Annotated in this window: 10 protein-coding genes and 1 pseudogene; 3 read left to right on the top strand and 8 right to left on the bottom strand. The window is 71.6% G+C overall.

Features of this window, described 5'->3' with window-relative positions; translation table 11 throughout:
* Window positions 1–31: 31 nt before the first annotated feature.
* From AB0E83_RS21970 to AB0E83_RS21945, 6 genes are all read right to left on the bottom strand, one after another.
* Window positions 32–1,732, bottom strand: a complete 1,701-nt coding sequence (locus tag AB0E83_RS21970) for a carbohydrate-binding module family 20 domain-containing protein (protein WP_362114281.1) — start codon at window positions 1,730–1,732, stop codon at window positions 32–34.
* A gap of 151 nt (window positions 1,733–1,883) precedes the next feature.
* Window positions 1,884–2,951, bottom strand: coding sequence for a LacI family DNA-binding transcriptional regulator (locus AB0E83_RS21965; protein ID WP_362114278.1), 1,068 nt, complete (start codon window positions 2,949–2,951; stop codon window positions 1,884–1,886).
* The gene (locus AB0E83_RS21960; RefSeq protein WP_362114275.1) at window positions 2,939–4,591 is read right to left on the bottom strand and encodes a glycoside hydrolase family 13 protein; all 1,653 of its coding nucleotides are present in this window, start codon (window positions 4,589–4,591) and stop codon (window positions 2,939–2,941) included. The genes AB0E83_RS21965 and AB0E83_RS21960 overlap by 13 nt, the downstream gene beginning before the upstream one ends.
* A 50-nt stretch (window positions 4,592–4,641) precedes the next feature.
* Window positions 4,642–5,481, bottom strand: coding sequence for a carbohydrate ABC transporter permease (locus AB0E83_RS21955; RefSeq protein WP_362114370.1), 840 nt, complete (start codon window positions 5,479–5,481; stop codon window positions 4,642–4,644).
* Window positions 5,482–5,522: 41 nt separating this feature from the next.
* The gene (locus tag AB0E83_RS21950) at window positions 5,523–6,536 is read right to left on the bottom strand and encodes a sugar ABC transporter permease (protein ID WP_362114272.1); all 1,014 of its coding nucleotides are present in this window, start codon (window positions 6,534–6,536) and stop codon (window positions 5,523–5,525) included.
* Between the two features lie 20 nt (window positions 6,537–6,556).
* Window positions 6,557–7,834 carry an extracellular solute-binding protein gene (locus AB0E83_RS21945; RefSeq protein ID WP_362114269.1) on the bottom strand — a complete coding sequence of 426 codons (1,278 nt, stop codon included), beginning with the start codon at window positions 7,832–7,834 and terminating at the stop codon, window positions 6,557–6,559.
* Window positions 7,835–8,247: 413 nt separating this feature from the next.
* Between AB0E83_RS21945 and AB0E83_RS21940 the strand changes: the two are divergent.
* Window positions 8,248–9,270 (top strand): annotated as a pseudogene (locus tag AB0E83_RS21940) (LacI family DNA-binding transcriptional regulator).
* Between the two features lie 82 nt (window positions 9,271–9,352).
* Complete coding sequence (locus AB0E83_RS21935; RefSeq protein WP_362114266.1) at window positions 9,353–10,270, top strand: phosphatase PAP2 family protein; 918 nt, start codon at window positions 9,353–9,355, stop codon at window positions 10,268–10,270.
* Here AB0E83_RS21935 and AB0E83_RS21930 read toward each other — a convergent pair.
* Both AB0E83_RS21930 and AB0E83_RS21925 read right to left on the bottom strand, forming a co-directional pair.
* Complete coding sequence (locus tag AB0E83_RS21930) at window positions 10,254–11,825, bottom strand: amidohydrolase (protein WP_362114263.1); 1,572 nt, start codon at window positions 11,823–11,825, stop codon at window positions 10,254–10,256. The genes AB0E83_RS21935 and AB0E83_RS21930 overlap by 17 nt on opposite strands.
* Complete coding sequence (locus AB0E83_RS21925) at window positions 11,732–13,273, bottom strand: APC family permease (RefSeq protein WP_362114260.1); 1,542 nt, start codon at window positions 13,271–13,273, stop codon at window positions 11,732–11,734. Before AB0E83_RS21925 ends, AB0E83_RS21930 begins: the two co-directional genes overlap by 94 nt.
* A gap of 136 nt (window positions 13,274–13,409) precedes the next feature.
* On the opposite strand from AB0E83_RS21925, the gene AB0E83_RS21920 reads away from it, so the two are divergent.
* The gene (locus AB0E83_RS21920) at window positions 13,410–14,030 is read left to right on the top strand and encodes a TetR/AcrR family transcriptional regulator C-terminal domain-containing protein (protein ID WP_362114257.1); all 621 of its coding nucleotides are present in this window, start codon (window positions 13,410–13,412) and stop codon (window positions 14,028–14,030) included.
* Window positions 14,031–14,040: the final 10 nt, after the last annotated feature.

Raw genomic sequence — 14,040 nt, 5'->3', positions numbered from 1 at the left:
CGGTCGGGGCGGCCCTGCGGAGGGAGGGGGCTCAGCTGCGGAAGGTGTCGTTCAGGACGACCTGGCCGGAGGCGGGGACGGTCGCGGTGCGGTTGGCGCCGGACTCCCAGGTGACGTTGCCGGCGGCGTCCTTGCGGACGTACTTGTACTCGAAGGTGGTGCCGGCGGGCAGGTTCACGGCCAGCTTCCACACGGGGTAGGCGGCCGGGTCGAGCTTGGGGGCGGCGGCGGGGGCCCAGTTGCCGAGCTCGGCGCGGTTGCCGACGACGTGGATGTTCTGGCCCGGCACCGTGGTGGCGGTGACGTTGAAGGAGGCGCCGGTGGTGGTGGCGGGCGGCGGGGTGGTGCCGGAGCCGCAGTTCTTGGCCCCGGTGTGGAGGGCGAGGGCGGTGTTCGCGCCGAGGGTGGCGGTGAACTGTCCGGAGGCGTTGACCGTGACCGGGTTGTTCGACTGCACGTCGCAGTAGGTGCCGGCCGGGAGGGAGGTCTGGAAGGTGCGGGTGAGGGCGGAGGACTCGTGGTTGATCGCCACGTACGCCTTGGAGCCGCGGCCGAACGCGATCGCGTTGTTGCCGTTGTCCCACCAGTTCGAGACGGCCTCGCCGCGGGCGGTGTTGCGGAAGGCGACCATGGAGGAGATCTCGCGCCAGGCGTGCTGGCACTTCCAGCCGTCCGCGTAACAGGCGTTCACCCGGCCGCCGTTGGGCGGTCCCGCGTCCTTGTCGGTCCACTCGTAGCCGGAGTGGACGTCCGGGGAGCCGTAGGGCCAGGCCAGCATGAAGACGGAGGCGAGGGTGTAGTTCGCGCCGTCCTTGTAGGTCAGGGTGTCGCCCTGGCGCTCGGTGTCGTGGTTGTCGACGAAGACGCCGGACTGGCCCGACGGCATGTGGCCCCAGGACTCGCCGAAGTTCTTCAGGTAGGCGAGCTTCTCGTTCTGGAGGACCCGCTTGAGGTCGCGGGCGTAGCGGAACTCCTGGACGTCGCCGCTGCCGAGGTACTCGCTCGGGGAGACGGCCTCGCCGGCGCCGTGGATGGCCTCCAGCTTCCAGTAGGCGTTCGGGTTCGTCAGCTTGGCCTTGATGGCGGCGAGGTCGGCGGCCGGCATGTGCTTGGCGGCGTCGACGCGGAAGCCGTCGACGCCGAGCGACAGGAGGTCGTTGAGGTAGCCGGCTATCTTCCCGCGGACGTACTCCTCGCCGGTGTCGAGGTCGGGCAGGCCGACGAGTTCGCAGTTCTGGACGTTGCCCCGGTCCTGGTAGTTCGAGATGGTGGCGCGGCAGTCGTCCATGTCGGCGCCGGAGTAGAGCCCGGGGTAGTCGTACTTGGAGAACGCGGTCCCGGCCGTTCCCGTGCCGGAGCTGTTCGCCATGTGGTTGATGACCGAGTCCGCGACCACCTTCACGCCGGCGGCGTGACAGGTGTCGATCATGTTCTTGAAGGCGGCGCGGTCCCCGAGCCGGCCGCCGATCTTGTAGCTGACGGGCTGGTACGAGGTCCACCACTGGGCGCCCTGGATGTGCTCCTGGGGCGGGGAGACCTGCACGTAGCCGTAGCCGGCGGGGCCGAGGCGGTCGGTGCACTCCCGGGCCACCGAGGCGAAGTTCCACTCGAACATCACGGCGGTGACGTCCTTGGTCCCCGGCGGCGCGGCCTGCGCCGGGGCGTTCGCCGTGACGGCCGCAGCGGCTCCCGCCACGAGGGCGAGTGCAGCGGCCACGGTCCTTCTTGCCATGCTTCCTCCTGTACGACGTCCCTGTCGTGTGAGAGCTGTTCGCAAGAAGTTGCCGAAATTCTCAGCAACTGTTTTCAGCCGCGACCGTAGGGGCGTACAGGCGTGCGGTCAATACTTCCGGCACGCCCTCCGCAAGGGATTGCGCAAGGAGTTACGGCGCCGCGCACGGCGGCTGCGCGGTGGAGCCGCGGACGACCAGCTCGGGCTGGAAGACGAACTCGGTGCGCTGCACCGGACTGCCCTCGATCTCCTCCAGGAGCGCGCCGACGGCCGCCGTCGCCATGGCCTGCACGGGCTGGCGCACGGTGGTCAGCGGCGGGTCGGTGAAGGCGATCAGCGGGGAGTCGTCGAAGCCGACGACGGAGACGTCCCGGGGCACGTCGAGGCCCCGGGCGCGGGCCGCCCGGACGACGCCGAGCGCCATCAGGTCGGAGCCGCAGACGATCCCGGTGCAGCCCTCGTCGAGCAGGATCTCGGCGGCCGCGTGACCGCCCTCGACGCCGAACAGGGTGGGCCGCACGAAACGTTCGGCCTCCGCCCGCTCCACGCCGAGCACCTCGTACAGCTCGGCGGCGAAGCCCTCCGCCTTGCGGCGCGAGGGCACGTAGCGGGTGGGTCCGGTGGCGAGGCCGATCCGCTCGTGGCCGAGCTCGGCGAGGTGCCGCACGGCCATCCGGGCGGCGGCCCGGTCGTCCGGGGAGACGAAGGTGGCGTCGATCCGCTCGTGGTAGCCGTTGATGAGGACGTACGGCACGCCCCGCTCGGTCAGCCGGGCGTACCGGGCCGGGTCGGCGGAGGCGTCCGCGTGCAGCCCGGAGAGGAAGACGATGCCGGCCACCCCGCGCTCCACGAGCTGGTCGACCAGCTCGTCCTCGGTGGCGCCGCCGGGCATCTGGGTGCAGAGCACCGGCGTGTAGCCGTGCCCGGCCAGCACCTGCTCGACGACCTGCGCGAAGGCCGGGAAGATCGGGTTGGTCAGCTCGGGCACCACGAGCCCGACGAGGCCCGCGCTGCGGCGTTTGAGCCGGACCGGACGCTCGTAGCCGAGCACGTCGAGCGCCGCGAGCACCTTGTGCCGGGTCGCGCCGGCCACCCCCGCCTTGCCGTTGAGGACCCGGCTGACGGTGGCCTCGCTGACGCCGGACTGGGCCGCGATGTCCGCGAGCCGCGGGGCGCCGTTGCCGGTGCCCCGCGGCGGGGGGATCGTCACACCGCCCACCAGACGGTGGTGTCGGCCGGCACCTCTGCGGCGTCGTCCACGATCCTGACGTCCTCGTTGGAGAGGAGATACCGGCCGGGCAGCGGGACGGAGATGGCCCGGCCGGTGGTGTTGGCGGTGCAGACGAAGCCGCCGCGGCGGAAGGAGAGCACACCCTCGGGTGCCTCCAGCCACTCGACGGAGTCGCCCGCACCGAGTTCGGGGCGCTCGCGGCGGACGGCGAGCGCGCTGCGGTACAGCTCCAGGGTGGAGCCGGGGTCGCCGGCCTGCGCCTCGACGCTCAGGGCGCCCCAGGTCGCGGGCTGCGGCAGCCAGGAGCCGCCGTCGCCGAAGCCGTACGAGGAGCCCTCGACGGTCCACGGGATCGGCACCCGGCAGCCGTCGCGGAAGCCGTCCTGGCCGGTGGCGCGGAAGAAGGACGGGTCCTGGCGCACCTCGTCGGGCAGGTCGGTGACGTCCGGCAGGCCCAGCTCCTCGCCCTGGTACACGTACGCGGAACCGGGCAGCGCCAGCATCAGCAGGGTCGCGGCGCGGGCCCGGCGCAGGCCCAGCTCGCGGTCGCCGGGGGTGCGCAGCTGGGTGCCGAGGCCCGCCGGGTTGGCGAAGCGGGTGGCGTGCCGGGTGACGTCGTGGTTGGAGAGCACCCAGGTGGTGGGGGCGCCGACCGGGCGCATCGCCTCCAGCGAGGCATCGATGACGGTGCGCAGCTCGGCCGCGTCCCAGTGGGTGCCCAGGTACTGGAAGTTGAACGCCTGGTGCATCTCGTCGGGGCGCACGTAGTTGGCGGTGCGCTCGACGGTCGGGGTCCACGCCTCGGCGACGAGGATCCGCTCCCCGTCGTACTCGGCGAGGATCTGCCGCCAGGAGCGGTAGACCTCGTGGACGCCGTCCTGGTCGAAGAAGGGCATGACGTCGTTGCCGAGCAGCTTCAGCTGGTCGTGGGCGCCGATGTCGGGCAGGCCGGCGGCCTTGACCAGGCCGTGGGCGACGTCGACGCGGAAGCCGTCGACGCCCATGTCGAGCCAGAAGCGCAGGATGGAGCGGAACTCGTCGCGGACCGCGGGGTGTTCCCAGTTGAAGTCGGGCTGCTCGGGCGCGAAGAGGTGCAGGTACCACTCGCCGTCCTCGACCCGGGTCCAGGCGGGGCCGCCGAAGATGGACTCCCAGTCGTTGGGCGGGAGCTCGCCGTTCTCGCCCTTGCCGGGGCGGAAGTGGTAGCGCTCGCGCAGCGGGGAGCCGGGGCCCTCCCGGAGGGCGCGCTGGAACCACTCGTGCTGGTCCGAGGAGTGGTTGGGGACCAGGTCCACGATGATGCGCAGGCCCAGCTCGTGGGCCTCGCGGATCAGGGCGTCGGCGTCGAGCAGCGTGCCGAACATGGGGTCGATGGCCCGGTAGTCGGCGACGTCGTACCCGGCGTCGGCCTGCGGGGAGGCGTAGAAGGGGGAGAGCCAGACGGCGTCGACGCCGAGCTCCTTGAGGTACGGCAGCCGGCTGCGGATGCCCACCAGGTCGCCCATGCCGTCGCCGTTGCCGTCGGCGAAGCTGCGCGGGTAGACCTGGTAGATCACCGCGTCTCTCCACCAGCCCGTGTCGGTGCCGGTGGTGGGGGCGGCGGCGGGGGCGGCGAGGTGCTGGGTCATGTCTTCCCTGGGAGGTAAGGAGGGGCGTACGGGTTCGGCGCTCAGGGCCGTCAGCCCTTCACCGCGCCGGCGGACATGCCGGTGACGAGGTGGCGCTGGGCGAAGAGGAACACCAGGGCGGCGGGGATGGCGATGAGGACGGAGGCCGCCGTCATCGGGCCCCACTGGGCCCCGTACTGGTTGACGAACTTCTGCAGGCCGCCGGCGAGCGTCAGGTTCTCGTCGCCGACCATGAAGGCGGAGGCGTAGGCGACCTCGCCCCAGGCGGTGATGAAGGAGTAGAAGGCGGTCACCGCGATGCCCGGCTTGGCGAGCGGCAGGATCAGCCGCCAGAAGGTGCCGAAGGGGGTGAGCCCGTCGACGTACCCCGACTCGTCGATCTCGCGCGGGATGCCGTCGAAGAAGCCCTTCATCATCCAGGCGCAGAACGGGACGGCGATGGTCAGGTAGGTGATGACCAGGCCGGCCGCCTGGTTGAGCAGGCCGAGCGACGCCATGATGTTGTAGATCGGCACGATGAGGACGGCGACCGGGAACATCTGGGTGACGAGCAGGGTCCACATCAGGCCGCGCTTGCCGGGGAAGCGGAAGCGGCTGACCGCGTAGCCGGTGGTGGCGGAGATGAAGACGCCGATGAGCGTGGTGAGCGCGGCGACGAGGAGCGAGTTCCCGAACCAGGTGAGGAACGGGGTGTCCCTCAGCAGGTTCGTGTAGTTCTCGAACGTCGTCTCCTTGAAGAAGTCCGTGGTGGTCGCGTACTTCGCGGGCTTGAGCGAGGTCAGCAGGACCCACAGCACCGGGAAGACGGCGATCACGGAGGCGACGATCAGGGTGAGGTGCAGCGCCACCGAGGCGAGCGGCGAGCGGCGGCCCCGGATCGGGGTGTTCATGACCTGGGGGGCGGGGCGCTGGGCCGTGGGGGTCGTGGTGGTCACCAGACTTCTCCCTGCTTGCGGAGGACGCGCTGGTAGATCGCGGCGAAGATCATCAGGAGCACCAGGATGAGGACGCCCCACGTGGACGACTGGGCGAAGTCGCGCGGGCTGATCTCGAAGGAGAACTTGTACGCCTGGGTGACGAGGATCTGGGTGGCCTCGCCGGGTCCGCCCCGGGTGAGCAGGAAGATCACCGGGAACATGTTGAAGGTCCAGATGGTGGAGAGCAGCAGGACCGTGGTGGAGACGGAGCGCAGGCCGGGCATGGTGATGTTCCGGAAGCGCTGCCAGGCGTTGGCGCCGTCCATCTCGGCGGCCTCGTAGAGCTCGCCGGGGATGGACTGGAGGCCGCCGAGGAGGGCGACCATCATGAAGGGGACGCCGAGCCAGACGTTGACGGCGATGACGGCGAACTTGGCCATCAGCGGGTCGTTGAGCCACGGGACGGCGTCGAGGCCGACCCCGGAGAGGATCTGGTTGAGCAGGCCGCGGCGCTCGTCGTAGAGGAAGCGCCAGGCGAAGACCGAGACGAAGCCGGGGACCGCCCAGGGCAGGATCAGCATCATCCGGTAGACGGAGCGGCCGGCGATCTTGCGGTTGAGGACGTTGGCGAGGGCCAGGCCGAGGGCGAAGGTGACCGCCACGCAGGAGACGGTCCAGACGATCGTCCACCCGAGGGTGCCGAGGAACTGGCTGCCCGTGATCGCGTCGGTGTAGTTGTCCAGGCCGATGAACTCGTAGGTGGCCGGGATCTCGTTGACGCCGATCGTCCGCGCGACGTTGCGCTCGTTGGCGTCGGTGAACGACAGGTAGATGCCGCGGACCAGCGGATAACCGATGATCACGCCGATCACGATCACCACCGGGGCGACCATCGCCCAGGCGTACCAGTGGGTGGAGAGGGAGCGCTTCGCCGCCCGTCGCGGGGAACCAGTTCCGCGGCTCCGGCCGCGGGCGACGTGCTCGCCCGCGGCCTTCGCCACCGACTGGCTGGGGGTGTCCACAGCCATCAGCCGGCCTGCCTTCCTTCTTACTTCCAGTCCTTCAGGAGCTTGCGGTAGGCGTCGCCGACGGCCTTGGCGCCGGCCTCCGGCGTGGTCTGACCGGTGAGGACCTTGGTGTACTCGACCTTGACCGGCTCGAAGAGGCTGCCGCCCTCGGGGATCCACGGGCGCTCGACGGCCTTCTCGACGATCGGCTTGAAGAACGCGATCATCTCGTTCCCGGCGACGCCCTGCTGGAGGTACGTGGACTGCCGGGTCGGGAGGAGGCTGAGCTCCTGGGCGATCTTGGCCTGGCTCTCGGCCGAGGTCATGTACTCGGCGAAGGCGTAGGAGGCGTCCAGGTTCTTGGAGCCGGCGTAGACGGCGAGGTTGTGGCCGCCCTGCGGGGCGCCCTGGCCGGCGGAGCCCGCCGGGACGGGGGCGATGCCGAGGTTGGCCTTGTCGGCGAACTCCTTGCCGGCGTAGGTGTCGGCCACGGCCCACGGGCCGTTGATCATCATGGCGACCTTGCCGTCCTTGAAGGCGGCCTGCATGTTGTCCCAGCCGTTGGTCGCGTCGGTGATCGCGGCCTTGGAGTCGACGAGGTCCTTGACGGTCTTGAAGGCCTTGACGCCGGACTCGTCGTCGATCGTGATCTTCTTGTCGGCGGCGTCGACCATGTCGCCGCCCTCGCCGTACAGGAAGGAGAGGAACCAGTACGGGTCGTCGCCGCGGAGGTACAGGCCGGTCTTGCCGGTCTTCTCCTTGATCTTGGCGGAGACGGTCTTCAGCTCGTCGATGGTCTTCGGGACCTGGACGCCGGCGTCCTTGAAGATCTTCTTGTTGTAGAAGATGCCCATGGAGTCGATGACCTGCGGCACGGCGTAGGTCTTGCCGTTGTACTTGGTGGAGGCGGCGGCCTGCTCCAGGAAGTCGCCCTGGTCCTTCAGCGCGGCGGTGCCGTCCAGCGGGGCGAGGTAGCCGAGGTCGGCGAACTCGGGGGTCCAGGCGACCTCGGAGCGGATCACGTCGGGAGCGCCGGAGCCGGACTGGGCGGCGTTCTTGAACTTGTTCTGCGCCTCGCCGAAGGGCACGTTCACGTACTTGACGGTGACCTTCGGGTGCTTCTTGGTGAAGTCCTCGGCGAGCTTCTTGAAGACCTTGTCCTCGGAGCCGACCGTGGAGGTGTCCCACCAGGTCACGGTGCCGGAGAGCTCGCCCGAGCCCTTCGAGGCGCCGTTGGAACCGCTGTCGCTACCGCCGCACGCCGCCAGGGTGACGCCCAGGGCCGCGACCAGCGCGGTGGCCGCTATGCCACGCCGCATGTGAACTCCTTCAACATGATCCCGGGGTGACGAGGGGCTGGAACCTTCCTCATTGCGACCGCTCCCTCGCGGCGCTCCGGGTTGCCAGGAACGTAACAGGGATGAAAACGCGCCGAAAGAGCTTGCGTGAAATTTCTGCAAGGACCGGCGATCGTTACATCCGCGTGTCCTGAAGGTTGCCGTCGGGGCGCTTGACAGCGGCGCGGAGGGGCCACTTCCGCCCTTTCGCCCGGATCATCCGGGCCGGCGCGGCTCCGGAGGTGCCCTCTCCGGACTGCGGAATCGTTTCCTCCGCTCGACTCGGCCCCCGCGCCCCACCGCAAGACCTGCAAGACCTTGCGAACCGCCTTGCGGTGAGCGGAGGCCGCCCGGCCGGTGGGCAATACGCGCTGTGACCGGTACAGTCCACTCTCATGACCGCGCGGCTTGCCGACATCGCAGCCCAGGCGGGGGTCAGTGAAGCCACAGTCAGCCGCGTGCTCAACGGCAAGCCCGGTGTGGCCACGGCCACCCGCGAATCCGTGCTTGCCGCGCTCGACGTGCTCGGTTACGAGCGCCCGGTACGGCTGCGCCAGCGCAGCGCCGGCCTGGTCGGGCTGATCACCCCCGAACTGGACAACCCCATCTTCCCGGCCCTCGCGCAGGTCATCGGGCAGGCCCTGACCCGCCAGGGCTACACCCCGGTGCTCGCCACCCAGACCCCCGGCGGGTCCACCGAGGACGAGCTCACCGACATGCTGGTGGAGCGCGGGGTGGCCGGCATCATCTTCGTCTCCGGTCTGCACGCGGACACCACGGCGGACACCTCCCGCTACGACCAGCTCCGCGGCAAGGGCGTCCCGTACGTCCTCATCAACGGCTTCTCCCCCAAGGTGCAGGCGCCCTTCGTCTCCCCCGACGACCGGGCCGCGATGCAGCTGGCGGTCACCCACCTCGCCGCCCTCGGCCACACCCGGATCGGGCTCGCCGTCGGACCCAAGCGGTTCGTGCCGGTGCTCCGCAAGATCGAGGGGTTCCAGAAGGGGATGCGGGACCGGCTCGGCCTCACCGCCGAGGAGTCCGAGGAGCTGATCCAGCACTCCCTGTACACCCTGGAGGGCGGCCAGGCCGCGGCGGCGGCCCTGATCTCCAAGGGCTGCACGGCGGTGGTCTGCGCCTCCGACATGATGGCGCTCGGCGCGATCCGCGCGGCCCGGTAGCAGGGGCTGAGCGTGCCGCGGGACGTCTCCGTCGTCGGCTTCGACGACTCCCCGCTCATAGCCTTCACCGACCCGCCGCTGACCACCATCCGGCAGCCCGTGCAGGCGATGGGGCAGGCGGCGGTCCGGGCCCTCCTGGAGGAGGTCGGCGGCACTCCGGCCCCGCACTCCGAGTTCGTCTTCATGCCGGAGCTGGTGGTCCGCGGCTCCACGGCCTCGGCGCCTCCCGCCCCGTAGTACCTGAGAGGGAGAGGGTGCGCCGCACACCCGTCGGAGGGATGATCGGTCGGGGGGCGTGGATCTGGCAAACTCTCTGCCTATGGGTGAAACGACCGTGAAGAGTTTGGACGACCGGACGACCCCGTCGTCACCCATCGTGGCCGACGGCCGGTGGGCGTGGCTGCGCACGCGCAGCCCCCGGCGCCCCCGGATCTGGTTCGAACTGCTGCTGATCGCGGTCAGTTACTGGGTGTACTCGCTGATCCGCAACGCGGTGCCCGAGCAGAAGGCCGAGGCGCTGCGGAACGCGGACTGGATCTGGCGGACCGAGGAGTCCCTCGGCCTCGCCTTCGAGCACGCGGTCAACCACGCCGTGAACTCGGTGACGTGGCTCATCGTGGGGATGAACTACTACTACGCGACGCTGCACTTCGTCGTCACCATCGGTGTGCTCGTGTGGCTGTACCGAGGGCAGCCGGGCCGTTACGCCGCGTTCCGCACGGTCCTCTTCGCCACCACCGCCGTGGCCCTGGTCGGCTACTACCTGTACCCGCTCGCGCCGCCGCGGCTGATGGAGAACAAGGACTTCATCGACACCGTCCTGGTGCACCACACCTGGGGCTCGATGGCCTCGGGCGACCTGAAGCACATGTCGAACCAGTACGCGGCGATGCCGTCGATGCACATCGGCTGGTCGCTGTGGTGCGGGCTGACGATCTTCTTCCTGGCGAAGGCCCCGTGGGCCCGGATCCTGGGCCTGCTCTACCCGGCGGCGACCCTGGTCGTGATCGTGGCGACCGCCAACCACTTCTGGCTGGACGCGGTGGGCGGCATGATCTGCCTCGCCTTCGGCTTCGCCGTCGCCTACTTCTGGTACGGCACCTGGCCGCACCGCCTGTCGAAGCGGGTGGAGCCGCTGACGGCCGTGGAGCCGGCCGCGTCCGCCCCGAGGGGGACGGACGCGGACAGGGCCGAGGAGCGCGAGGAGCGTGAGGAGCGGGTCAGCTCCGGTAGGTGATCCGGCCGCCGCTGACCGTGAGCAGGACCGGGGCCTCCGCCGTTTCGTCGGCGGGGGCCTCCGTCGGATCCAGGGCCAGGACGGTCAGGTCGGCGCGCAGCCCCGGGGCGACGCGGCCGGTCAGCGCCTCCTCCCCCGCCGCGTGGGCCGCGTGGCTCGTCATGCCCTCCAGGGCCATCAGGCCGGTCAGCCCCTGGCGGGCCGAGGCGGCGCCGCGCGGGGCGCGGGCGGTGGCGAGGACCTCGCGGGCGTCGTAGTGCGCGATGGGCCAGTCCGAGCCGAGCGCCAGGCGGGCGCCGGCCTCGCGGAGGTCCCGGCAGCGCCAGGCCCGCGCGGCCCGCTCCCCGCCGAGCCGCACGGACCACTGGTCGGTGTGGTCGGCGCGGGTGTACGCGGTGTGCGGGGGCTGCATCGAGGCGGTGACGCCGAGGGCGGCGAAGCGGCCGAGCTGGTCGTCGGGGACGGTCTCGATGTGCTCGATCCGGTGCCGGGGCCCGCCCGCGCCGAGGGTCTCGACGGTGTCCAGGACGTGGCGGACGGCGGCGTCGCCGATGGCGTGGGTGGCGGTGGGGACGCCGGCCCGGTGGAGGCGGCGGACGGCGGCGGAGTACGCCTCGGGGTCGGGCCAGAAGGCGTCGGTGCCCTGGCCGTGGCAGTCGGCGTGTTCCAGCCAGGCGGTGCCGCCCTCGACGGTGCCGTCCATGAAGAACTTCACGCCGCCGATCCGCCAGTTCCGGCCGGCCCGCCCCTGGAGCCGTACGAGGGCGTCCAGCTCCTCCTCCGTCGCGCCGGGCATGCACCAGGGCGCGAGGCGGAGGCGGACCGGCAGGTCGCCGTCCTCCTCGACCGCGGCGAGCAGGCCGGGGACGTCGTGGCCGCCGAGGTCCATGACGTGGGCGGCGGTGAGGCCGGTGGCGGCCATGGCGGAGAGCAGGGCGACGAGCCGGTCGCGGCGCTCGGCGTAGGGGGTGACGGGCAGGACCGGGGTCATCAGGTCCATGGCGGCGTGCTCGTTGAGGTGTCCGGTGGGGTGCCCGTCGGCGTCGCAGACGATCTCGGAGCGCTGGGTGAAGGCGCGGGGCCCGTCGATGCCGGCGGCCTTCAGGGCGGCGCCGCTCGCGAGCGCGGAGTGGCCGTCGTAGAGCCGGAGGAAGGCGGGGGCGCCGTCCAGGGCGTCCTCGATCAGGTCGCGGTGGATCGGGCGGCCGCCGAAGACGTTGTGGTCGAGGCCGAAGCCGAGGACCCAGCCCTCGCGGCGCTCGGCGCCCCTCAGCGCCGCGCGGAGCCCGTCGAGGCCGGTGACGGCGGAGAGGTCGGTGCCGGTGGACATCTCCAGGCCCCAGACGGGGTGGCTGTGGGCGTCGGTGAGGCCGGGGACGAGGGTGGCGCCGGCCAGGTCGACGGTCTCGGTGCCCGGTCCGGTCCAGTCGCGGGCGTCGGCGGTGGAGCCGACGGCGGCGATCAGTCCGTCGCGGACGGCGACAGCGGTGTGGCCGGTGGGCCCGGGGTCGCGGACGCGGGCGTTGACGAGGACGAGGTCTGCGGCTGCGGACACGGGGACTCTTCTCCTTGCGGGTCGGGTTCGGCGGCGAAGCGGGCGTACACCTCGGGGCGGGTGCGGCGCAGGCGGCGCGCGAGCAGCAGGCCGAGGACGAGGACGGCGGGGGCGAGGGCGACGAGGACGGTGTTGACGGCGGTGGAGGCCGCCGTGAAGAGCTCGATGTTGGCGGTGACCAGGACGATCGCGCCGGCGAGCAGGACGAAGGCGGCGACGGGGGCGACCAGGGTGCGCCAGACGCCCTCGCGGTGCGGGATCCGGCGGAAGAAGCAGGGGACGGCGAGGGCGGCGAGCAGCTGGAGGAGCATCAGGCCGAGCATGCCGGGGGTGTTCACCCAGAGCAGCAGCTGCTGGTACGGGTCGGCGCCGGCGAGCGCGAAGGCGAGGACGACGACGGCGCCGAGCGCGGTCTGCGCGGCCCCGGCGACGTACGGGGAGCGGTGGCGGGGGTGGATCCGGCCGAGGGCCTTCGGGAGGACGCCCTCCTCGGCGAGGGCGAGGGCGTAGCGGTTGATGGCGTTGTGGAAGGCGAGGAGGGAGGCGAGGACGCTGGTGACGATGAGGACGTGCATCAGGTCGGCGGCCCAGGCTCCGACGTAGGTGGTGACGGCGGCGAAGAAGAGGCCGCCGGGGTCCTCGGCGGCGGCCCGGACGACCTCGTCGTCGCCGAAGGCCTGGACGACGGTCCAGACGACGAAGGCGTAGAAGACGCCGAGGAAGGCGACCGCGAGGTAGGTGGCGCGGGGGACGGTCCGGTCGGGGTCGCGGGCCTCGCGGCGGTAGATGACGGTGGACTCGAAGCCGGTGAAGGCGGCGAAGGCGAAGGCCAGGACGGCGGCCATGCCGCCGGTGAGGACGTGCCCGGGGGCGAATCCGGCGAGCGAGAGGCCGTCGGCGCCGCCGTCGAGGAGGACGCCGCCGGCGAGCAGGACGAGGATGCCGGTCTCGGCGACCAGGAGGACGCCGAGGACCTTGGCGCCGAAGTCGATGGAGCGGTAGCCGCCGTACCAGATCACCAGCAGGCCGGCGAGGGAGACGGGGAGCCAGGGGACGTTGAGGCCGAAGGCGGCGGCGGTGTCGGAGGTGGCCGAGCCGAGGAGGCCGTAGACGCCGATCTCCATGCCGTTGTAGCCGAGCATGGCGACGAGGGCGGCGGCGATGCCGAGGGGGACGCCGAGGCCGCGGGTGATGTACGCGTAGAAGGCGCCGCCGGAGCGGACGTGCCGGCTCATGGTGGTGAAGCCGACGGCGAAGACGGTGAGGGTGAGGCCGGCCAGGAGGTAGCCGGCGGGGGCGCCGATGCCGCCGAGCAGGAGGGCGACGGGGGCGACGCCGGCCATCACCGTGAGCGGGGCGGCGGCGGAGACGACGAAGAAGGTGATGTCGCTGGTGGTGAGGGTGCCGGTGCGGAGTCCCGGCGGCTGTTCGGGGGTGGTTCCGGGCATGCGGGGGGAAGCCCTTCCGTGGCAGGGGGGTTCCGCGGGGAGACGGAAACCTAAAGGCTTTCGGTTGCCGCAATGTAACCTCGCCTCGGACCGCGGGGGAAGACCCGACGGGAACATGGACAGGGAGTGACCTCGCATGGGCCGGCCGCGCAGACCCCTCCTCGACCGGGAGCGGATCACCACCACGGCGCTCGCGGTCGTCGACGAGCTGGGCGATCTCAGCGTGCCGCAGATCGCGAAGCGGCTCGGGGTGCAGACGGCCTCCGTCTACCACCACGTGGACGGGCGGGACGGGATCATCGAGCTGCTGCGCGAGCGGGTGGTCTCCGGCATCGACCCGCAGACGCTGGCCGGCGCCCCCTGGGACGCCGCCATGGCCGCCTGGGCCCGCTCCTACCGGGCCGCCTTCGCCGCCCACCCCCGGACGATCCCGCTGCTCATGGCCTCACCGGTGCGGGCGCCCGAGGTGCTCGACCACTACGAGCGGGCGGTGACGCTGCTCCTCGACGCGGGGTTCGCGCTGCCGGACGTCATGCCGGTGATCATCGGCCTGGAGAACCTGGTGCTCGGTTCGGCGCTGGACCTCGCCGCGCCGGAGGCGATGTGGGAGGTGGCCGACGAGACGGCCACCCCGCGCCTGGCCGCCGCCCTCGGCGCGGCCCCGGAGGGCCGCGCCGACCACGCCTTCGAACTCGCCCTCGCGGGCTATCTGGCGCACGCGCGGAGCCTGCTGACGGTCCCTCAGGCGGACGGGTAGGCGGCGGCCG

Origin of the sequence: Streptomyces sp. NPDC035033, assembly GCF_040636735.1 — a bacterium.
Lineage (GTDB): Bacteria > Actinomycetota > Actinomycetes > Streptomycetales > Streptomycetaceae > Streptomyces.
This window is presented reverse-complemented; position numbering and strand designations above follow the sequence as displayed.